Raw genomic sequence first — 21,484 nt, 5'->3', positions numbered from 1 at the left:
CCCTCAGCGCTCGCCGCGCCGGTCGGGCGGCGGCGCCACCGGTTCGGGTTTTTCTTCCTCCGGTTTTTCTTCCTCGGGCGGAGGCGGAGGCGGCGGTGGTGGCGGCGGCGGCGCTGCCTGCGCTGGCGCCTCTGCCGGCACCACTGCATGCGGCATCTCGGCCAGCGGCTCACCTGGCTGCGGCGTGGTATTCGTGCCGGCCGTGAAGCGCCATTCGGACACGTGCTGGCGGTTCTCGAAGCCGACGAAGCGCGCGTCGAAATTGGCGACCTTGAACGGCGCCGCCTGCGACAGGCTGTACACCGCCACCACGCCGGTCCCGCCGCCCAGGTAGGCGACGCCCCACTCGTCCCTGCCGGTCATCGGGTCGACAAAAATCTTGCGCAGGTGGCGCCGCAGTCCGGGCGTGCGCGGGTCCTTCAGCAGATCGCGCAGGCTGGGCGGCTGCGTCGGCTGGCCGCGCGGCGTGGCGGCCGCATAGCTTTGCAACGCGGCGCTGAACGCGGCGCCGATCTCGAGCAGTTCCTCTTCCTTCGCCGCGCGCTGCAGCAGCGAATCGATCTTCAGCGTCGCCGCGCCGACCATGCCGATCACGGCGACCAGGATGATCAGCCCCATATAGGTGAAGCCGTCCTGGCGCGGCCGCTTACCAGTCCGCATAGGGCTTGCCGTGGCGGTCGTTGCCGGGCGCCCCGCTCTTGATGGTGTAGACGCCGCCCTTGGCGCCGTCTTCCGGCGGCACCACGATCCAGCTGGCGGTGCTGTCGGCGACCGGGTCGAGCGGCAGATTGCGCAGGTATTTTTTTTCGACCAGCTGGTCCAGCGAATCGGGATAGCGCCCGGTATCGCTGTAGTACTGGTCGATCGCGGCGCGCGTGTTGCGCAGGTTGTCGGCCAGGATGGTCTCTTTTGCCGAGTCGATGCTGGGGAAAAAGCGCGGCACCGCGAGCGTCAGCAGCAGCGCGACGATGCCCAGCACCACCAGCAGCTCGATCAGCGTGAAGCCTTTTTTTGCGCGCATGGACGTCACCATTTGCGGTACGGGATGCCGTTCAGGCCGGCCCGCTCCGATGTGGAATACACGTCGTACACATCGTCGCCCTCGCGCGGATCGGCCGCCTCGCTGGCGTAGCTGCGCTTGCCCCAGGTTTGCGCATCCGGGAGGTCCGCGTCGGGGTTGAAGGGGTCGCGCGGCAGCCGGCGCAGGAAGAATATCTTGGCGTGCTTCGGGCTGCGCTGGTCTGCCGCGCCCTCCACCAGGCTTTCCAGCTTCGGCGGGTAGCCGGTGGCGCCGGCCGTCTTGGCGATGCGCCCTTCGTCGCTGGCTTTCTTCCACGCGTCGATGCCGGCGCGGATCTCGCGCAGCGAGTGGCGCAGCTCGGCCTCCTGGCGGCGCTGCGTTACGACCTGCGCGGCCGGCGCGACGATCGTGCCGAGCAGCGCCAGGATCGCCAGCGTCACCAGCAGCTCGATCAGCGTGAAGCCTTTCATTGCGCCGGCAGCGGTACGACCGTGGTTGCGGGCGCTGGTGCTGGCGTCGGTGCCGGCGTCGGCGCCGGAGCCGGCTGCGGCGCGACCGGCGCCGGCAGCGCGGGCGCGGGGGCCGATGCCTTGACCGGGACCGGAACCGTCTCCGGACGGCGCCGGAAACTGGTCTCGGTGCCGGCGTTGAACTCGGACACGCCCACCGCCGGACGCTGGATGTTGCGCACCAGGTGAGGCGTGATCGACAGCACGATCTCGGTCTTGTCGGTCGAGTCGCGCGTGCTGCCGAACAGGCGGCCCAGGATCGGCAGGTTGCCCACGCCGGGCACCTTGCTGCCGCTGGTGCGGTCTTCGTTGTTGATCAGGCCCGCCAGCACCTGGTTCTCGCCGTCCTTCAGCTGCAGCATGGTGGTGGCCGAACGGGTGCCGATGCGGTAGGCGACCGAGCCTGACTTGGTGGTGATCGAGTCGACCAGGTTGGACACCTCGAGCGAAATGCGGATCGCCACTTCGTTGTTCAGGTAAATGGTCGGCTCGACGTTCAGGGTCAGGCCGACGTCGACGTAGTTGATCGACTCGGACGCGAAGCCGGCGCCGGTGCCGGCGGTGATGATGGTGGTGATGTTGGGGACCTTGTCGCCGATGACGACCTTGGCCTTCTCGCGGTTGCGCACGCGGATGCGCGGATTGGCCAGCGTATTGGAGTCGCCGTCGGTCTTGTTGGCGTTGACGGCGAGGGAGATGTTCGACACGCCGATCGTCGCGCCGTTCAGATGGCGCAGCGTGTCGATGGTGATGGCGCCGCCGGAATCGGTCTTCAGCGGCGCGAACCCGACGCTGGCAGGCCAGGCGATGCCCAGGTCCATCAGGCGGCTGCGCTTGATTTCGAGGATCTCGACGTCGAGCATGACTTCCGGTTCGGCGACATCCTGCAGCGCCACCAGGCGCGTGGCCAGCTTGATCACTTCCGGGCTGTCGCGCAGAATCACCAGGTTCAGCTTTTCGTCCACCACCACGTCGCGCGACTTGAGGATGGTCTTGAGGGTGTTGGCGACGTTTTTCGCATCGGCGTTGGCCAGGAAGAAGGTCTTGACCGCCATCTCCTGGTATTCCTTCACCTTGCCGGCGACATTCGGGTAGACCAGGATCGTGTTGCCGTCCATGACCTGCTGCTCGAGCTGGTTGCTGACCAGGAGGTAGTACACTGCCGCTTCGACGGTGCTGTTCTTCAGGAAGATCGAGGTGCGCTGGTCGGTCTTGACGTCCTTGTCGAACAGGAAGTTCAGGCCGGAGCGGCGCGAGATCACTTCGAACACCTGCTTGAGCGAAGCGTCGCGGAACTCGATATTGATCGGCAGCTTGAAGGCGGCGGCCAGGCCGGTGTCGGCGGCCGGGGCGGCGGTCTTCTCGACCACTTGGGCCATCAGCAGGCGCGCCGGCTCGTGGCCGGGGCGCTCGGTCAGGATCGCGGCCAGCTTCTGGCGCGCCAGCTCATAGTCCTTGCGCTCGAACGCGGCGGTCGCCTCCTCCATCAACACCGCGTGGCGCGCATCGGCTTCGACCTGGCGCAGGCCGGCCCGCGCGCGCTCGTTGGCCGGGTCGATCGACAGCGCACGCCGATAGCTGCGCAACGCCAGGTCGGCATGGCCGTCGGCCAGCTCACGCTCGGCCTGTTCGACCAGGCGCGTGGTGTTGCGGTCGCGCGCCCGCAGGAAGGCGGCCTTGTATTGCGCGTTGCCCGGATCGGCGGCGATCGCCTCCTGGTACTTCACCAGGCCGGCTTCGATCTTGTCCTCGGCCACCAGCTTCTCGCCGTCGCGGTAAGCCATTTGCGCGGCGCAGCCGGCCAGCGCCACGGCGATGGCGCCGAAGGCCAACAGGCGCGGCAGGCGGTTCAGGTGGATCGACATCACTCGGCTACTCCAATATTAAGCTGTTGAACCTGATTCAAAGGCAGGTAGGTGATTTTCAGGGTCGGCGGCGCAATGGCGTCGATGCGGTACACGCCGTCGAGCACCATCTGGTTACGCACGATCAGGGTTTCGTTGCCGCGCGCGAGGAACACTTCCCACGCACCCTTCTCCTGCGCCTTGCCGACGAAGCTATACGGCAGCGGCGGCGCGGTGGGCGCCGGCGGCGGCGGCGCCGGTGGCGGCGGAGGCGCCAGCGGCGTCCAGTCCTTTCGGCCGAATACCATGTCCGCGTCGTTCGGCGGCATCATCGCGCTGGCGCGCGGTTCCAGCCGCATGATCATCACGACCGGCGCCGCTTCCTGTTTCGGCGCGACCGCGGCAACCCGCGCAGGGGCAGCCGCAGCGCGGCGCTGGGCCGGCTCCACCACCACGCTGCCCGGCGTCTTGTCGCCGAACAGCGCGAATCCGGCCGCCACGATCAAGGCGGCGCTAAGCGCAATATGGCGCGGTTTCATTTCGATGCTCCCAATGGCTGGTCGGCCAGGTACAGGGTAAGGCGCACGCGCGCTTCGACCGCCGGCTCGCCGACGGACTCGCGGCGGAAGCTGATCTCGTCGAGCGAAGCGAACGGGATGGCCTCCAGCGCCAGCGCGCCGAACTGCCAGATGGCGCCGTAGCTGCCCTTCACGGGCAAATTGATCTGATAGGTATGGAAGCGGCCGTTCTTGTCGTAGGCGGCCTTGTACTCGCCCTGGCTGAGCGTGAGCCCGGCCTTGGACGCGAGGCCGAACAGGGTCTTGACCTGCTGCTCGGCGTAGCGGCGCTCGCCCAGGGTGCCGTAGAACAGCGCCAGGTTTTCGTTCGGGCTTTCGGGCACGGCGACCGCCAGCGGCTTGGGCGGCGGCAGCGCGGCCAGGCTCAGGGCGACGGCGCGGCGCTGGCTTTGCAGGGCGCGCTCGGGCAGCAGCCACGCCAGCGCCAGCGCGCCGGCCAGGCACAGCGCCGCGCCGGCGCAGGCCACCGGGCCGCGCGCGGCGAGCCACAAGCGAAGGCGCAGCATCAGCGAGGCGGCCTTCATGGCGCGCTCCACTGCGCGTCGAGCTGGAAACGGATCGGCTTGTTCGGATCGAGTTCGCTGATTTCATGGCGCACCAGCGCGACGGCGCCGAACAGCTCCTGCCGCTTGAGCTGTTCGACGTAGGCGATCATGTCGTCGCTGGTTTTGGCCTCGGCGGTGATGCGCATGCTGCGCCGGCGCGGATCCGGTTCGAGCGTCAGCAAGGCGATGGAAGGCGGAGTCGCGGCGCCGATCGCGTCGCGCAGCGCCTGCCACGGCGTATTCAATTGCAGCACGGCGGCGTTCACCGCCGCGGCCTGCGCCTCGGGAATCGGCGCGCGCGGCTGCACAGGCGCGGCCACGACGATCGGCGCGGCGTGGCTGCGCACCGCCGCCAGCTGGGCGTCGAGCGCGCCCTGGCGCAGGTGCATCTGCCAGCCAGCCGCGCCGGCCGCCGCGCACAGGGCCAGCGCGAGCGCGGCGAGAGCCCAGGCGCCCGGGCCGGTGCGGTGGATCGTGCGCGCCAGGCTCGGCGGCGCGAAGTCGATGCGCACGCGCTTCATGCGGCGCTCCCGCTGACGGCCAGTTGCGCCGCGGCCGACCAGCCGCGCGGCGCCTCGGCGCCGAGCATGCTGGCGCGCGCGCCGATCCAGGCCGGCGGCAGGTCGCCGCACAATTGCAGCTTCGCCGGCGCGGGCAGGTTCAGGCGCAGCGCCTCGCGGTCGAGGTGCTCGGCCAGCCAGGCCGCGCCGGCGCCTTCCGGCACCCTGGCCGCGCGCACCGCGGCAATCGCGCCGCGGTCGCAGGCGCCCAGGGTCAGCACGCCGTCATGCAGCACGCCGAACCAGGCGCCGGGGCGCAGCGCGCCGCGCCAGCGATTGAACAAGCCAAGGAACTGGGGCACGATTTCGACCGCTTTCAATTTGTGCGCCGAGGCGCCCTGCTCCAGCGCGCCGAGCAGCGCGCGCGGCATCGCCGCCGCGAGGAAGGGGCGCGCCGCGTCCCAGCCGGCGCTGAATTGCCACGGCGCGGCGGGTTCGCCGTACAGCTGCTGGAATCGCAGCGCGGCCGCCGCTTCGAGGTCGGCCAGCCGCGTGCTGTCGGCCGGCGGCGTGACTTGCCAAAGGCGCACCAGGTCGTCGGCCAGCACGATGGTCAAGGGCCAGCCGGCGCGGCCGGCGCCGTCCAGCAGCGCGGCCAGGGCGTCGGGCAGCGCCGCCGCGTACGGCCGTTCGGCCAGCAGCACGGCCTCCCCGCCCCAGCGGCTGGTCTGCACCAGCGCCAGCGCGTCGTGCGACACGCCCAGCCGCAAGGCCTGTCCGAAGCGCCTACGCATGAAGAGTTACCCGCTTGATTTCGGCCAGCGTGGTGGCGCCGCGCCGCACCAGGTCGAGCGCGGCCAGGCGCAGGCTGCGCGTGCCGTTGTCGAAGGCCGCCTGCTTGATCTGGCGGATCGGGCGCTTGTCGACGATCAGCTCGCGGATCTCGTCGTTCAGGGTCAGGATCTCGGCGATCGAGCGGCGCCCCTTGTAGCCGGTGCCGCGGCAGTCGCCGCAGCCTTTGCCCTGCATGAACAGGTAGTCGTGCACGTCGGCGCGCGCCAGGCCGGCCGAGGCCAGCTCGGCGTCGTCGGGACGGTAGGCAAGCGCGCAGTGCGGGCAGTTCATGCGCACCAGGCGCTGCGCCCAGATCCCGTTCAGCGCCGACACGAAGGCGTACGGGTCGATCCCCATGTGGGTGAAGCGGCCGAACACGTCGAACACGTTATTGGCGTGCACGGTGGTCAGCACCAGGTGGCCGGTGAGCGCCGACTGCACGGCGATTTCGGCGGTCTCGCGGTCGCGGATCTCGCCGACCATGATCTTGTCCGGGTCGTGGCGCAGGATCGAGCGCAGGCCCTTGGCGAAGGTCAGGCCCTTCTTCTCGTTGACCGGGATCTGCAGGATGCCGGGCAGCTGGTATTCGACGGGGTCTTCGATGGTGATGATCTTCTCGCGGCCGTTGTTGATCTCGGTGAGCGCCGCGTACAGCGTGGTGGTCTTGCCCGAGCCGGTCGGGCCGGTCACCAGCAGCATGCCGTAGGCTTCCTGCGCCAGGCTGCGCAGCGACACCAGCGACGGCGCATCGAAGCCGAGCGCTTCGAGCGTCAGCGCGCCGTAGGCTTCGATCATGGCGCGCTTGTCGAGGATACGGATCACCGCGTCCTCGCCGTGGATGCTCGGCATGATCGACACGCGCAGGTCGATCTCGCGCCCGTTCGACTCGACCCGGAAGCTGCCGTCCTGCGGGATGCGGCGCTCGGAGATGTCGAGTTCAGCCAGCACCTTCAGGCGCGAGATGACCTGCTCGGCCACTTCGATGCCGTTGACCGAGGTGGCGTGATCGAGCACGCCGTCGATGCGGTACTTGACGGCCAGCCCGAGCGCCGTGCTTTCCAGGTGGATGTCGGAGGCGCCGGCCTTGAGGGCGTCGTACAGGGTCGAATTGACCAGCCGGACCGCCGGACTGGCGGCCTCGCTGACCGAGGCGAAGGACAGCACCGCGGTGGTCTTGCCGTCGCGCCGCTCGCCGGCGTCGCCGGTGACCAGGCTGTCGACCGCGCGCGCCGATTCCTCGTGCTTGCCGAGGTAGGCCTGGATGTCGGAGGCGAGCGCCAGGCGCGTTTGCAGCGGCGCGCGCGGCGTGGCCTGGGCGCGCGCGCCGAGCCAAGTTTGCAGGTCGAGGTCGAACGGGTCGGCCACCACGCCGATCAGCTCGCGCGACGGGCTGCGCAGAAGCACGCAGCGGCGCGCCAGCGCCTGCGACAACGGTAGCAGGTCGAACGCCGGCGTGAACGCCAGCATGTCGGCCGTCTCCGCCACCGTCAGTCCGAACGGCGCGGCGAGCGAGCGCACGATGTCGCGCGGATCGGCGCCAGTCTCGGCCTCGATCTCGTCGACCAGCGAGCGCTGGGTGCGGGCCGCCTGCGCGCGGGCGCGCGCCAGCAGCGCGGGATCGAGCCGTGCGGGATCGAGCGGCGCGTTCAAGACATGTCTCCGGCAAGGTCGAAAATCGGCATGTACAGCAGCACGACGATGGCGCCGACCACCAGGCCGATCGCGGCCATCAGCAGCGGCTCGAAGGTGCGCGTGAAGCGGTCGATCCAGCGGCTGATCTCGCCGTCGTAGAACGCCGCCGACTGGGTCAGCATCGGGCCCATGTCGCCGGTGCGCTCGCCAACGCGCAGCATGCGCAGCGAAATCGGCGTGGTCAGCGCGTGGTCGGCAAACGCCTTCGACAGGGGCTGGCCCGATTCGATTTCCAGGCGCGCGTTCTGCAGCGCCGTGCGCATCGACGGCGACACCATCGACTGCACGGTGTCGATCGCATGCACGATCGGGATCCCGCCTTCAGTGAGCATGCCCAGCGTCAGGTACAGGCGCGAGAGCTCGTAGATGCGCACGCGCTCGCCGATGCCTGGCAGGCGCGCCAGCAGGCCGCCGACGCCGCCGCGCGCCATCATGTGGCGCACGCCAAGCGCCGCCAGCGCCGCGGCGGCGGCCACGCCGGCCAGCAGCACGGCGGTGTGGCTGGCGGCGAACTGGCCCCAGGACAGCAGCAGGCGCGACATGAACGGCAGGTTGCGGCCGGCGCCCTGGTAGACCTCGGCGAAGCGCGGCACGACGTAGGTGATCAGGAAGGCGCTGACGCCGCCGCCGACCAGCAGCAGGATGGTCGGATAGATCGCCGCGCTGACGATCTTGGCGCGCACCGCGTCGATGCGCTGCTGGTAATCGATGTAGCGCGACAGGGAGCGCGGCAGGTCGCTGGTGCCCTCGGCCGCCTTGACGATGCCGATGTACAGCGGCGGAAAACGGTCGCCCTGCTCGGCCAGCACGCTCGAGAATCGTTTTCCCTCGCGCAGGCCGGCGAGCAGGCGTTCGAGCACGTTGGCCAGCGCCGGGCTGGCTTCCTTCTCAAGCAGCGCCTCGAGCGCCTCGACCACGCCAAGGCCGGCCGACAGCAGCGCCAGCAACTCCTGGCTGAACAGCACCAGCGAGATCGCGCCCTTCGCGCGACCGCCGGCGCGGCGCTGGACCGACGCGACAAACAGGCCGCGCGCCTCCACCTGGCGGCGGGCGTCGGCCTCGTCGAGCGCATCGACACTGAGCTGGGCGACCGTGGAATCGGCCGTCAGGGCACGCACCTGGAACTGCATTGCTCGCCGGTCCGGTCAGTTGGTGATGTCGGCGTCTTCGCCGGCCCCGCCCGGCTGGCCGTCGCGGCCCAGCGAGAGGATTTCGAACTCGCCCTTCGGACCCGGCGCGCGGTATTGGAATGGATGGCCCCACGGATCGAGCGGCAGGGCTTTCTTCAGGTAAGGGCCGTTCCATTTGCCGGCGCCGGAGGCCGGCGCGGCCAGCAGCGCGGCCAGGCCTTCCTCGGTGCTCGGATAGCGGCCGACGTCGAGCCGGTAGGTGTCGAGGGATTTCTCGAAGGCGTTGATCTGGGCCCTGGCGATGGTCACTTCGGACTTGCCAAGCTGCGAGAAGTATTTGGGGCCGACATAGGCGGCGAGCAAGCCGATGATGACGATCACGACCAGCAGTTCGAGCAATGTGAAGCCGGCGGCAAATGAGCGCCGGGCGCGCCGTTGTGACGTTACTGCATGCATCCGACCAACTCCTCGATGACCTTTGTTTTGATTCAGCGGCCGTCCCGGCGCAGCGCGCACATGACAGCCGAACACAGCAATTCTTCAGCCCGACAAGGCTACCACGCCGCCTCGCGTTCCGACAATATTTCTTTCAATGGAGGAACGACATTTCCACCCGTGCGCGCCACAGCGAAATGGCGGACGCGTCAAACGAAAAAAAGCGGCCGCACCGGGTATTCCCGGCAGCGGCCGCGGGCGCCGCCTGCCGCAGCACAACGTCGAAACGCTGCGATGCGGCCGGCGGCTTGCCTGCTACTGCACCAGCTTAGTCCTGCGACTTCGAAGCCGAAATCGCGCGATCCGATTCCGACAGCGGGACGCCCGCGGCGCCGGTATCGACGCGCAGCACGGTCGTGGCCTGCACCGCGTTGTTCAGGTCGAGGAAGTGCGCGCCACCGACAAGGCGCTGGTTGGCCGTCAGGCCCGACCAGCTCATGCCGACGGTGGTGTTGTTGCCAGCGACCACTTTACCCGGCACTGCGACGACGAACTTGCCGCCGTTGTCGGCAGGCGTGACCACCCACGAGGACAGCTTGTGGGTCATGACCGGCGAGCCGCCGTACGCAACCACGCAGACCTTGTAGGTGCCTGCAGCCGGGGCGCTCACCTGCACCGACTCATTGCTGCCGTTGTTGCCCGAGTAGCCCCAGGTGGTGCCGTTCGGCGCCAGGACGCCCATGTCGTTGTCGTCGATCGGCGAGCTCACGTCGACCTGACGCAGGGCGAAACGGGCGACAATCGCGCCGGCCGGAACGTTCACGCTGTAGACCTTGACCGACGCCGTATCGACGCCGGCGATGCACGCGGCCTTGAGGCCTGCCGAGTCCATCGCAGCAGGGACCAGCGACACTTCGCTGCCCATCGTCACGTCCTTCAGCCCGCCCTTGATGAAGCCCATGCGGCCGGAGAAACCGGTCTTGACGGCGAACAGCTTGCTGCCCGAGACCTTGTCGCTGGTCATTTCAGCCGGCGCGGTGATCGGCTTGCCCACCTTGGCCTGGATCGGGCTGCGCACCGTGGTGGTGCCGCTGGTCCAGATCAGGCTGCCGAACTGCCAGACATCGGCAGGCGCACTGGTCGCCGTCATCTTGACGGTGAAGCTGCCGCTGGCGCCTGGCGCGAGGGTCAGGCTCGATGGGGAGACCACCGTGCTGAAGCCCGGCACCGATGCGGCGGCGGTGTAGGTCGCGCTCGCGGCGCCGACGTTGGTCACCTTGCGGCGCACGGTGACGTTGCCCTGGACGCTGCTGACGGTGATCGACGGCAGGTTCAGGTTGTACGACTCGTCCAGGATGCCGTAGGTGGTGCAATCGGAAGCTGGCGACACGGCGGGCCTGTTCACCTTGCACTGGTAGGACACATAGTCGGCCTTGCCGGCGTCGTACACCAGGCCTGGATTGGCGGCCTTGTTCGGGTCGACGTGACCTGCGCCCTGCGACCATGGCAGCAGACCGTTGGAGGCGCCGGCCACGCCGTCGTTCAGGGTGGTGTAGCCGGTGGTCATCAGCGCCGACTTGACCGCCGCCGGCGACCAGTCCGGATGCAACTGGCGCAGCAGCAGCGCGAGGCCGGCCACGTGCGGGCTCGACATCGAGGTGCCCTGGTAGGACTCGTAGGCAGGCGGCGGCACCATCGCGCCGGCGGCGACCTGGGCGTGCTGGGCGACCGTCAGCGCCGGCGTGACGCTGGCGATGATGTCCACGCCAGGCGCGGTCAGGTCAGGCTTGAGGATGTTGCTGTCAGCCTGGTTCGGTCCGCGCGAGGAGAAACCGGCCATGATCGGCGCCGGCTTGGTGCCGATGTAGAAGGCGCTCATGGCGCTGGTCGCCGCGGCGGCCTGGGCTACCGCGTAGGTCTTGATCGCGGCGCCGTCGGCGGCCGAGACGTGGACGGTCGGGACCGAGTGCACCTCGGCCACCAGGCCGGCGCCATTATCGGCCAGCACCATGCCGACGCCGCCGGCGTTCTGCACCGCCAGGCTCTTGTCCACGCGCGCGTTGGTGCCGCGCGTGCAAATGACGATCTTGCCGTTGACCTTGGCCGGATCGAGCATGGCCTGGCCGGCGGCGGTGGCCGCGGCCGCGTCGCTGTAGCACAGGTTGGCGTTGCCGCCGGCGACGCCTGCGTCTTCGGCGCGAATCAGCGCCGTTTGCGGCAGCGGAACGATGTTGTCGGAGGCGCCGAAATAGGTGGTGCCGCTGCCCAGGGTGACGTCAGCCTGGAACTTGCGGTCGTGGGTCGATGCCGCGACCGTGGTCAGCCATGGGCTGTTGTGGGCCACGGCGTTGGCCGGGCCGCTGTTGCCGGCCGAAGCGGCGACGAACACGTTGGCCAGCGAGGCGCGGTAGAAGGCCTGCTCGACCGCGTCGGCAACCGAGGTCTGCGAACCGCTGATCGAGAAGTTGATGACGTTCACGCCGTCCTTGACTGCCTCATCGATCGCCTTGACGGAGTCCGAGCCGAAGCAGCTGTTCGAGGCGTGGGTGCCGTCGACAGCGGTCGGATCGTCATAGGTCCAGCAGACCTTGTAGGCGGCAACGCGTGCGCGCGGGGCGATGCCCGACGCTTCGCCCATCGGCACGCCGCCGATGACGACCGGGACGCCAGCATTACCGGCCGAGGTCGACGCGGTGTGGTCGCCGTGGCCGCCGTGGCCCTGGCTGACGCCGTTGCTGCCGGCGTTGGAATCGCGCGGCGAGAAGAATTCGCTCCAGTTGGTCGGCAAGGCGGCGGCCAGGTAACCCGCGTTGAAGTACTTCGCGCCCACCAGCTTGTTGTTGCAATGCTTGAGCGGATCGAAGCCTTCGCCGGCCATGCACGAACCGGTGAAGGTTGCCGGAGGGCTGGTGTAGGCCAGCGTGCCGGCTTGGTCGAAGGTTGGCTTGCCGTTGGCGTCGGTGCGGTCGGCGAAGGCCGGATTTTCCGGCCAGATGCCGCCGTCGATGATGCCGATGACCATGTTCTCGCCCTTGACCAGGGAGCCGCCGGCAAATTGCGACCACAGGCCGCCAGCGTTGGTCAGGCCGAGGAATCGCGGGGTCGATACAGTGTCGACGTGGCGCGGCACATCGGCTTGGATGTCGGCGACGGCAGCGTTGTTCTTCAGCGTCAGCACTTCATCGTCGGTCAGCATTACGGCAAAGCCGTTCAGCACGACGTCGTAGTCGGCGATGACCGGGGCGGCGCTGATGGTGGCCAGCACTTCGCTCTTGCGGTCGCCCAGGTAGCGCACGTAGTTCTGAACGTCGGCTGCGTGGTAGTCGAACACGGCGCCGGGCGCCGGCTGGGTGGCTGGCAGCCCGTCGATACCGCCGACGTAGCTGGCGGCCGGCTGGTCCTGCAGTTGAACGATGTAGGGACGGCGGACTTCCTGGGCGGTGGTGCTGACGGCGACGCCGGCCAGCATCAACATCACGGCGAATGAAATTGGGCGTAGGTTGAGCTTCATGTGTCTTCTCGAATGAGGTAATCGGATGGAAGCGGCGGCGAATCAGGCGCGGCGGCGGCGGGACAAGGCCAGGCCGGCCAGGCCGAGGCCGAGCATGGCCCAGCTGGTCGGCTCGGGAACGGTCACGATGTTATCGATCGCGAAGTTCGCCAGATTGGTGTTGCGGAGGCAGTTGGCCGAAGCGTCGCAGGAATAGCCCAGCACGCGCACGAACGACACGTCGTTGTTGCTGAATGTGCCAAGGTTGTAGGTGGCAAAGTTAAACTGGCCGTTGGTCGGGCCCGCCAGGCCGAGCTGCAGGGCGTTGCCCACGGTGTGACCGGTAATGTCGAAGCCTTGCAGGACCAGCATGCCGCTGATGTCCGGGAAGCTGGCCTGGCCGGCGCCGATGAAGCTGGCCTGCAGGCTCTTGACCTTGAAGCTGGCGTCGTTGGTCATGCCGAAGTAGAAGTAGCCGTCGTCCAGGCCGGCGAAGTAGTGGGAGCTGTTGTTGACCGGGCACGCCACCGAAAAACAGGTGCCGGGATCGCTGCCGTCGACCAGCGCGCCGACCAGGTCGCTCGACAGCGCGCCGCCGTAGGTCTGGACCCAGAAGTCGCCCATCTCGACGTAGCCGCCGGAAAAGAAAAACGGGCTGTCGACAGGCGCCTCGAAATCGAGGACGCCGGCCTGCGCGAAGGCGCAGGCGCTCAATGCGCCGGCGGCAACGATGGATTTAAGAAAATTCCCTGTGCTGCGGTTTGGTTTTTTTGAAATATTAGCCACGTCTTCCCCAGTTTTAGTTAACTTTTCGATAAATAGGTCGCCCGGATTTGTGACCCGGACCTTGCTGCTTGTTGTGCAAGTAAAAGCCGTCGGACATGTTGACGAGCGAACTCAGCGATTGTGAACAAGCATTATTTGTGCCTGGAAAAAATATCCAGCGGAATCAAAGAGTTGTTGCGAATCACCAATGTTTCCCCGCTGGACTGTAAGATTTCCCGACAAATTTTTGACCGGAAGTCATGTTTTCTTAACAATGCGCATGCTTGCGCAATGTTGCATTGCCGCATAGATTGGCACACATGCTTATTGCATACGGGAAGCCGCCTCGACAGCGACGTTATTGTCGAGAAGAAAAGTTGACTTTTGGTTTAAATGACAAGGGAGGAGCTCAGCGCGAAAAGCGCTGAGGCGCGGCGGGAGGACGGCGAATGCGAGCGGCCGCAGGAACCGATCGAACGACGGAAACTACCCGGCCAAGAGCCGCATGCCGGGCAGTGAGGGATCAGCTAGGGTCGTTGGCCATGGTGCGCAGCTGGCAGGTGCCTGCGACGCACAGGGCGCCACGATCGGGAATGACCTCGCAGGTGGACAGCATCCCGGAGGCGGCGACGTCGGCCTTGCGGCGCTCGGCATGGCGCCGCGCCAGTTCCTGCAGGGGCGCGCTGGCGGTCACTGTTGTCGAGTACGGCAGATAGCCTTCCGGGCCGCCGCAGGCGCGCGCGCCCACCGCGACCGTCCGGCATTGCGAGGACTCGGTGCAGCTGGCGGAGCCGACCATGCCGCGCAGGCGGATCAGCAGCGTCGCGGCGTCCTCGCCTTTGGCAGGCGCGGCGGTGGCGGTGACGGCTGGCGCCGCGGGGGGAACCGGCCCCGCCACAGTACAGGCGGAGCAGCCGAGGAAGAGGATCAGGAGAAGTTGTCGCATTGATATATGATCGCGCCACCCTAAGCCGGCGTCAAGCGCATTCGCGCCGCCGTGCCGCCCCGCTGTCGAAACGGCCAGGCGGCGACGAGGATCGTCCGCCAACGCAGCATGATTGCACGGCGATTGTCGTTCAACATACGGTTAAATTACCCAGCCAAAATAAATCGATGCCGTGTAATCGGAAGCGGCATCCGTCCTTACTGCGGCGAACCGAGGGCGGGCCCCGGCGCTTCGAGCAGGCGCAGCGCCAGGCAGCGCGCCAGAGCGTGGGTGCGGTTGGAGACGCCCAGGGTGCGGTAGATGCGCTGCAGGTGGTTTTTCACGGTCAGTGCGCTGATGCCCAGGATGCAGCCGACTTCGAAATTGCTCTTCCCTTCGCGGACCCAGCGCAGGATCTCCGTTTCACGCGCGCTGAGCGGACGCGCCAGCCCCTCCTGCGCCGCCAGTGCGGGCCGCCCGCCCGCCGACAGCCGCAGCAGCGCCATGTGCAGGTAAGGCAGGAGCAGCGCGAGGAAATAGGCGTGGCGCGCGGCCGGCTGCTCGCCCCAGCCGCACAGCACGAACAGGGTGGCGCCGCCGGCCAGCGCGCCGCTGCCGTGCACCACCATATGGTCGAGACCGGCCGCCTGCTGCAACTCGCGGCGAAATTGCTCGAGCATGGCGTCGCCGGCGCGCCGCCCTCCCCCTGTCATGGCCGGCAGCCGGTCGCTGTCGCGGCAATGGCGCGCCAGGCGCGCCGCCAAGCCGTCCGAGGGATCGCACAGGCGCCGCATCGCCGCATCGTCCAGCAGGCCGGCGTGCATCGGCTCGAGCCGCAGCAGCGCGCCGGCCGGGTCGAACTGCATGCACAGCATCAGCTGATGCGGCAGCAGCGCCTGCAGCTGGCCCTGGGTCCAGAGGAAAAACTGGCGCGCATCGCGCACCTGGTGGGCCGACTCGATCACCCGCAGCAGGTATTCCTGCTCGAGCTTGCTGAGGATGACCGGTTCCAATGCTTACGCGATCATGCCGCGGCGCCCGGCCAGCCCATCTTCAGGCGCGCGTCCCACGCGACGAAGCGGTAGCCGCTGCCGCGCACGGTTTCGATATGGTCCTGGTGCCCGCTCGGTTGCAAGGCGCTGCGCAGGCGGCCGACGTGGGCGTCGACGGTGCGCTCGTCGAGGAACACGTGGTTGCCCCAGACGCTGTCGAGCAGCTGGGCGCGGCTGTGCACCCGCTCCGGATGATGCATCAGGAAGTTCAGCAGGCGAAATTCGATGCGGCCCAGTTCGAGCTGGCGCGCGCCGGCGGTGACCCGGTGCGTACTGGGGTCGAGCCGCAGGCCGGCCATCTGCACGGTGTCGGCGGCCGCGTGCGGCACGCGCCGGCGCAGCAAGGCGTGGATGCGGGCGATCATTTCGCGCGGGGAAAACGGCTTGGTGATGTAGTCGTCGGCGCCCGATTCGAGGGCCAGGATCTTGTCATGCTCGCCGTTGCGCGCGGCCACCATGATGATCGGCAGGTCGCGCGCCTGCGGATGGGCGCGCAGGCGCCGGATCAGCGCGATGCCGCTCTGGCCGGGCAAGTCCCATTCGAGCAGCACCATGTCCGGCAGCGCCTGGCCGAGCGCGGCCAGCGCCGATTCGGCGTCCGGCACGCAACTGACCCGGTGGCCGGCGCGCGTCAGGTTCAACCCGATCAATTGCTGGATCGCTGGCTCGGCTTCGACGACGAGGACGTGTGCTGACATGGTTCAATTCCAGGCAAAGTGTGGCTTTTGTAGCAATATTATGTCTATTGAACAACAAACAATTCCACTATGCACGAGAAGGCCCGGCTTTGACAATACGATTTTTGTTTGGCGATGCACGTCACCGGCGAATTAACAGGGGGAAATGCCCGCCGCTATTGGTGCCGCGCGCCGTTTCGCGCCGCAGCGGTCGAATTTGCAAAAGGCAAAAAAAAGACACATGTGTCGTTTGCGGCACATGTGTCCATGAGGCGTTGCCCTCCCCTGCCGATGCCTTACTTGCGTGCTGTCTTGCGGCGCGCGACGGCGAAACCGGCCAGGCCCAGGCCCAGCAGCGCCAAGCTGCCCGGTTCCGGCACGGCGGCTGCGGCGCTGTCGAACGCGACATTGTCGAGCACCATGCCGCCCGTGCCCGAGAACTCGACCCGGCCAATCGCGCCGGCATCGGTTTCGTAGCCGTAGAAGTCGTCCCAGGACCACATGCCGAGGGAGTTGGCGTGCACGGTGTCGATCACCGCGTTGTTCATGTCGTAGAACGTCACATCGATGATGCCGTCCGCCGCCGGGGAGCCGTCTTCGCTCAGTGCCTCGGTGCCGTGGAAGCCGAAGCGCTTGACGCCGCCGGCAAAACTGAACGCGAACGTGGTCGGGCCGGCGCCGGTAGCAAAATACTTGCTGCCTTCGAAACCGCCATTTGCCCCAGCCAGCGCGCCCAGAACATAAAAGCCGTCGAAGTTGATCTGGGCTGGATCGCCCGTCAGGCTGGTGTAGACCATGCCGTTGCCGAAGTCGTAAGTGCTTGCCGTGACCGGCAGGCCGTTGAATTGCTCGACGGTCCCGGTGATGCCGGTGACGTCGATGCCTTCGACGATGCCGGCCTGGGTGGCGGCGCTGGCGCACAGGGCGATCGAGGCGAGGAGAAGTTTAAGGTTCATGTCGATTCCAGTAGTAGGCTTGATTGGAACAATGCAACAATCATGCCCGAAATAAAATATTGTTTAACAACAGCAACTTATCTTGACGCAGAGGATGAAAGGCGGGGCGAGTGTAAAGTTTTCCGACGCGCCCCGCCCCTGCCCTCTCTTAGTGTAACCAGCCGCCGATGGCCTGGTGTTGCGCGTCCAGGTAGTTCTGGCCGACCAGGGTGGCGATCGACCAGCCGTCCAGCACGACGGTGTCGCTGCCCAGGTTGCCACCGCTGATCGCCACCGCGTCGGCCGTGCCGTTGCCGTCGGCGTCGACGTCGACGAAGCTCCATGGCGCGGCCGTCGCCGCCAGCGGTGCGTTGCGGATCGTCGTGGCCCAGGTGGACGGATTGCCCAGGGCGCCCGTTTCGCCGAAGCCGGTCAGGATCGTGTCTTCGCCCGGCTTGAAGCCGAGGATCGTGTCGTGTCCGCTGCCGAGGCTGAACACGAACAGGTCGTTGCCGCTGCCGCCGTCGAGCACGTCGTCGCCTTTACCGCCCAACATGGCGTCGTTGCCGGCGTTGCCCACCAGGCGATCGGCACCCGCGCCGCCCTGCACCAGGTCGTCGCCGATGCCGCCGTCCACGAAGTCATCGCCATTTCCGCCGTTCAGGCTGTCGTTGCCGGCGCCGCCGTCGAGCGAGTCGTTGCCGTCGCCGCCAGCCAGGGAGTCGATGCCGTCGTTGCCGGTGATGACGTCGTTGCCGGCGCCGCCATCGATGGTGTCGTTGCCTTCGCCGCCGATCAGGACGTCGGCGCCGGCCGCGCCGATGATCTTGTCGTTGCCCTTGCCGCCATCGTAGGTGGTGTCCTTGCCGAGCACGACGCGGTAGGTGTCGTTGCCGGCGGTGCCCATCACGCTGATGTTGTCGCCCGCTTCCTGCACCGTCACTTGCGCCGAGATCGGGCCGGACAAGCCGCCATGGCCGTCGCTGATGCGGTAGGTGAACGTGTCGACCAGTTTGGTGTTGGAGGCCATCAGGTCGAAGCGGTCGGCATCGGCGCTGTAGCGCACCTGGCCGTTTTCCAAGGTCAGCGAGGCGCCCAGGGCGGACTTGGCGCCGACCAGCACGATGTCGAGCGCGTCGCCCTCGGCGTCGCCGTCATTGGCCAGTACGTTGATCAGCACGCTCGAGTCTTCCATCGCGACGGCCTTGTCCGCTTTGCCGAACGGATTGTCGTTGGCGCCCTGGATGTCGAAGGTGACCGGCACGCTGGCCGTGGCGTCGCCGTCGCTCACGGTGACCGTGAACTGCTCCTGCACGTGGTCGGCGGCGCCGAGCGAATCGGCCATGCCATTGTCGAGCCGGTAGGTGACGGTGTTGGTGTTGATGTCCAGCGTGGCCCAGCCGTACTGGCCATCCTGGGTGTACAGGCCGTCGCCTTGGTCGATCCAGCCGTCGCTGCCGAGCACCAGCGTGGCGCTGTCGATATCGCTCATGTGCAGCTGCACCGTGGCCACATCGATGCCGTCGCCGTTCATGCCCGCCTCGACCAGCACCGTGTCCGGCGCGTCGGCCGTCAGGACCGGGGCATCGTTGACGGCATCGACCGTCAGTTGCACGGTCGCGCCCGAGCTGAAGCCATGGCCATCGTCGACCAGGTAGCTGAAACTGTCGGCGCCGTTGTAGTTGGCGTCCGGCGTGTAGCTGAAGGAGCCGTCGCTGTTCCACGCCAGGCTGCCGTGGGCAACGCCGGTGACCACGTTGACCGACAGGGTGTCCTGGTTGACGTCGTGGTCGTTGGCCAGCACGCCTTGCAGGGCGTTGATCGTCAGCGTCGTGTCTTCATTGAGATTGAAGCTGTCGTCCGCAGCCACCGGTGCGCTGTTGATGTAAAACGTTCCCAGCACCGGATCGCGGTCGGCCTGGGTGGTGTTGGCGGCCTGGTTGGTGTTGAAGTGGACGATGTCGAACTGGGCCTGGCCGGCCAGGTCGCCCGACACCAGCAGATGGTCGAGCTGGCTGTTGTTGCCGTTGGTGGCGGCGGTATAGCGGTCGGTCGCATCGCCCAGCTTGTCGGTCAGGTTGACCAGGCCGGCGCCGGTGGCCAGCGCCGTCATCGCCGTGTCGAACTGGTAGGCGTTGAAATTGCCGCCCACCACGATGTGGCTGCCCGGATGCGCCGCCTGCAGTTCGGCGACGTAGTCCTGCACCGAGCCGATCTGGTCGGCGCGCAGGGCCTCGCCGGCGACGGTGGCCGGCTGGTTCTTGCCGAACATCTCGTCGCCGGGGCTGCGGCCGGCCATGTCCACGCCGACATAGGTGACGGTTTCGCCGCGGAAGACGAAGTCGGCCGCCAGCGGGTGCACCGCGTTGGCGAACGCCGTGCCATCGGCGGAATGGGTGTCGTCGAGCAGGCGCGCCGACTCTTCGACGTATTGCACCCGGTCGGCGTTGTACAGCACCACGCTGCGCACATTGGTGTTGAGCGTGCCGCCGCTGGTGTTTTCGTCGGACGGATTGACCTGGGCGAACTGGTAGCGCGGGCCGCCGGCAGCGACGATGGCGTCGATCAGCTTGCCAATCGTGAGGTCGGCGCCCAGTTCGCCGGCGAGGTTGCCGTTGCTGTCCTGCACGCCTTCCAGCCCCAGCAGGTCGGGCCTGGCCAGGTTGGCGACGATGTCGTGGGCCAGGGCGTCGTACTTGGCCTGGGAGTCGTTCACGCTCAGGGCGCCCAGGTTGTACGAGGCGACCGACAGATGGGTGGCGTCGCCGGAGAGGCCGGTCGTCTCGCGCGAAGCCGCATGGTGCACGGCTCCGGCCGGCAGCGCGGTCGGCAGCAGCTCGTAGTTGCCGTTGTAGTAGCTCATCACGCCGGTGACGTCGCCCAGCGTGTCGCCGGTAGTGTAGGCGCCGGTGATGCCGGTCGTCACGCCGGTGTCGGCGTAGATCTGGAAGCGCTCCGGATTGACGTCGCCCAGCGAGTTGGTCAGGCCGCCGCGGTCGTTGGCGCCGCTGGCGCCGTCGGTGACGACGAAGGTCGCGCCGGCCACGGAGTTGCTGACCACCTGGACGTTCTTGACCTGCAGCAGCATGCCTTCCACCGATTCGTAGAAATCGATGGCGTCGTGGTCCGGATTGAACACGCGGAAATGGTCGCTGTCGACCACTTCGCCGGGCACCGCGCGCCCGCCCGCGCCGATGATGGTCGGCGCGATCACGTTGTTGTGGCTGACGATGCTCAGGTTCTGGACCGCATTGAGCTGCGTGACGGTCAGATTGTTGGTGTTGCTGCCGACGTTGGTGCTCTCCTCGACCACGCCCTGCAGGTCGAGCAGGTCGCCGACCTTGATGGTGGTCAGGGTCGACGAGACGAAGATCGCGTCGGAGGTGGCGGTGTTGCCGTCGCCGGCGGCGTCCTGGATCCAGAAGCCCTTGTTGCCGGTGGTGTCGATGGCCGTGACTACGCCGCCGGTGTGGACCGTCTGGCCCACCATGGACGAAGTGTGGCCGGCGCCCTGGATGTCGTAGATGCCGGTGAACTTCAAGGAGGTGGCGAAATCGATCGGATTGGCGGCGTTGCCGGCGAAGGCATTGCCGGCCAGGTCGACCACGGCGCCGGCCGGCAGCGTCAGGTGGTAGGTGGCGCTCAGCTTCAGGTCGTCGGTCGGATTGATCGTCAGCACCTGCCCGCTCAGGCTGACCTGGCTGGCGTCGGTCACCGCGATGATGCGCGTGTCGCCGGCGCCGTCGGTGAGCGTGATGTTGCCGGTGCCGAGGTTGACCGCTTCGCTGAACGTCACGGTAAGGTTGCCGCCCGCGGACACGTTGGTGGCGTTGTCGGCCGGCGATGCGGCCGCGATGGTCGGCGCCGTGGTGTCGGCGCCGACCACGATCGCCGTGCCGGTGACGCCAATGTTGTCGATGCCGATCCATTCATCGGAGCCGGCGGCATCGACCGTGAGGATGCGAATCTGCAGGTTGGCCTGGTTGTCGGCAGCCGATGGCAGGGTGATGTCGACGTGCGTCACCAGGCTTGCGCCGCCCGCCGCGCTGGCGTCGGCGATGTAGGCGGTCGAGCCGGGGGTGGGCGTCTTCGGCGCGATGTTGGTCCAGTTGCCGCTGTCGCCGATGCGGTATTGAATGGCGATCTGCTGGATCGAGTTGTCGGTCACGTCGAGGTCGCGCAGGTCCAGCGTCAGGTTGACCTTCTCCATGCCGGTCGAATCGAGGTAGAGCACCAGGTTCGGCGCCTGCCCCGTTCCCGAGCCCTGCAGGCCGACCACGGCATTGCCGCTGTTGTTTGGATTGTGGAACTCGGCCACGCCGCCGGACGACAAGGTGGTCGCCCTGTTGAAAAACAACTGGGGGGTGGCGGAGACGGGATTGTCGGCCACCAGCGCGCCCGCGTCCCTGCCCGGGGAGCCGGACATGCCGGCGCCGTTGTAGCCGACGATGCTGGCGACGTGGGACCAGTCGTTGTCAGCGGTGAACTGGCTCAGGTCCGACCAGTCCTGGAAGAAATTACCGGTCGAGAGTTTAAAGGCTGTTTTGGACAT

General features: G+C 67.5%; 18 protein-coding genes. All 18 read right to left on the bottom strand.

The genetic code is table 11. The features are described from left to right. Positions 1-3 precede the first annotated feature (3 nt). On the bottom strand, positions 4-660 hold the full coding sequence (locus Q4S45_RS03860) for a type II secretion system protein (RefSeq protein WP_305509317.1): 657 nt from the start codon (positions 658-660) through the stop codon (positions 4-6). Next, entirely contained in the window at positions 647-1,033 is a 387-nt protein-coding gene (locus Q4S45_RS03855) for a type II secretion system protein (protein ID WP_305509315.1), read from the bottom strand. Before Q4S45_RS03855 ends, Q4S45_RS03860 begins: the two co-directional genes overlap by 14 nt. Further along, positions 1,027-1,491, bottom strand: coding sequence for a type II secretion system protein (locus Q4S45_RS03850; RefSeq protein WP_305509313.1), 465 nt, complete (start codon positions 1,489-1,491; stop codon positions 1,027-1,029). The genes Q4S45_RS03855 and Q4S45_RS03850 overlap by 7 nt, the downstream gene beginning before the upstream one ends. Next, a complete protein-coding gene (locus Q4S45_RS03845) occupies positions 1,488-3,395 on the bottom strand; it encodes a secretin N-terminal domain-containing protein (protein WP_305509312.1) in 1,908 nt (635 codons plus the stop codon). Before Q4S45_RS03845 ends, Q4S45_RS03850 begins: the two co-directional genes overlap by 4 nt. Then, a complete protein-coding gene (locus tag Q4S45_RS03840) occupies positions 3,395-3,913 on the bottom strand; it encodes a hypothetical protein (RefSeq protein ID WP_305509311.1) in 519 nt (172 codons plus the stop codon). Before Q4S45_RS03840 ends, Q4S45_RS03845 begins: the two co-directional genes overlap by 1 nt. Further along, on the bottom strand, positions 3,910-4,476 hold the full coding sequence (locus Q4S45_RS03835) for a hypothetical protein (RefSeq protein ID WP_305509310.1): 567 nt from the start codon (positions 4,474-4,476) through the stop codon (positions 3,910-3,912). The genes Q4S45_RS03840 and Q4S45_RS03835 overlap by 4 nt, the downstream gene beginning before the upstream one ends. Further along, complete coding sequence (locus tag Q4S45_RS03830) at positions 4,473-5,018, bottom strand: hypothetical protein (RefSeq protein WP_305509308.1); 546 nt, start codon at positions 5,016-5,018, stop codon at positions 4,473-4,475. Before Q4S45_RS03830 ends, Q4S45_RS03835 begins: the two co-directional genes overlap by 4 nt. After that, positions 5,015-5,791 (bottom strand): hypothetical protein, encoded by a 777-nt coding sequence (locus Q4S45_RS03825; protein ID WP_305509306.1) that lies wholly within the window; start codon positions 5,789-5,791, stop codon positions 5,015-5,017. Before Q4S45_RS03825 ends, Q4S45_RS03830 begins: the two co-directional genes overlap by 4 nt. Continuing rightward, positions 5,784-7,481: a GspE/PulE family protein gene (locus Q4S45_RS03820; RefSeq protein ID WP_305509300.1), complete on the bottom strand. Its 1,698-nt coding sequence runs from the start codon at positions 7,479-7,481 to the stop codon at positions 5,784-5,786. The genes Q4S45_RS03825 and Q4S45_RS03820 overlap by 8 nt, the downstream gene beginning before the upstream one ends. Next, complete coding sequence (locus tag Q4S45_RS03815) at positions 7,478-8,653, bottom strand: type II secretion system F family protein (protein ID WP_305509298.1); 1,176 nt, start codon at positions 8,651-8,653, stop codon at positions 7,478-7,480. The genes Q4S45_RS03820 and Q4S45_RS03815 overlap by 4 nt, the downstream gene beginning before the upstream one ends. Before the next feature lie 15 nt (positions 8,654-8,668). Beyond that, positions 8,669-9,109, bottom strand: coding sequence for a type II secretion system major pseudopilin GspG (gene gspG / locus Q4S45_RS03810; protein ID WP_305509296.1), 441 nt, complete (start codon positions 9,107-9,109; stop codon positions 8,669-8,671). A gap of 307 nt (positions 9,110-9,416) precedes the next feature. Next, the gene (locus Q4S45_RS03805; protein ID WP_305509294.1) at positions 9,417-12,599 is read right to left on the bottom strand and encodes a S8 family serine peptidase; all 3,183 of its coding nucleotides are present in this window, start codon (positions 12,597-12,599) and stop codon (positions 9,417-9,419) included. Between the two features lie 42 nt (positions 12,600-12,641). Continuing rightward, positions 12,642-13,292 (bottom strand): NF038120 family PEP-CTERM protein, encoded by a 651-nt coding sequence (locus Q4S45_RS03800; protein WP_305509293.1) that lies wholly within the window; start codon positions 13,290-13,292, stop codon positions 12,642-12,644. Positions 13,293-13,866: 574 nt separating this feature from the next. Next, positions 13,867-14,289 carry a hypothetical protein gene (locus Q4S45_RS03795; protein WP_305509291.1) on the bottom strand — a complete coding sequence of 141 codons (423 nt, stop codon included), beginning with the start codon at positions 14,287-14,289 and terminating at the stop codon, positions 13,867-13,869. 197 nt (positions 14,290-14,486) lie between these two features. Then, positions 14,487-15,281, bottom strand: a complete 795-nt coding sequence (gene epsA / locus Q4S45_RS03790) for an XrtB/PEP-CTERM-associated transcriptional regulator EpsA (RefSeq protein WP_305509289.1) — start codon at positions 15,279-15,281, stop codon at positions 14,487-14,489. Positions 15,282-15,292: 11 nt separating this feature from the next. Next, positions 15,293-16,018: a phosphate regulon transcriptional regulator PhoB gene (phoB, locus tag Q4S45_RS03785; RefSeq protein ID WP_305509287.1), complete on the bottom strand. Its 726-nt coding sequence runs from the start codon at positions 16,016-16,018 to the stop codon at positions 15,293-15,295. A 275-nt stretch (positions 16,019-16,293) separates the two neighbouring features. Next, positions 16,294-16,953 (bottom strand): PEP-CTERM sorting domain-containing protein, encoded by a 660-nt coding sequence (locus tag Q4S45_RS03780; protein WP_305509285.1) that lies wholly within the window; start codon positions 16,951-16,953, stop codon positions 16,294-16,296. 148 nt (positions 16,954-17,101) lie between these two features. Then, entirely contained in the window at positions 17,102-21,484 is a 4,383-nt protein-coding gene (locus Q4S45_RS03775) for an Ig-like domain-containing protein (protein ID WP_305509283.1), read from the bottom strand.

This window comes from Massilia sp. R2A-15, from assembly GCF_030704305.1.
GTDB lineage: Bacteria > Pseudomonadota > Gammaproteobacteria > Burkholderiales > Burkholderiaceae_D > JAFCUW01.
The sequence above is the reverse complement of the archived record's forward strand: the minus strand, read 5'-3'. Positions and strand labels throughout refer to the sequence as shown.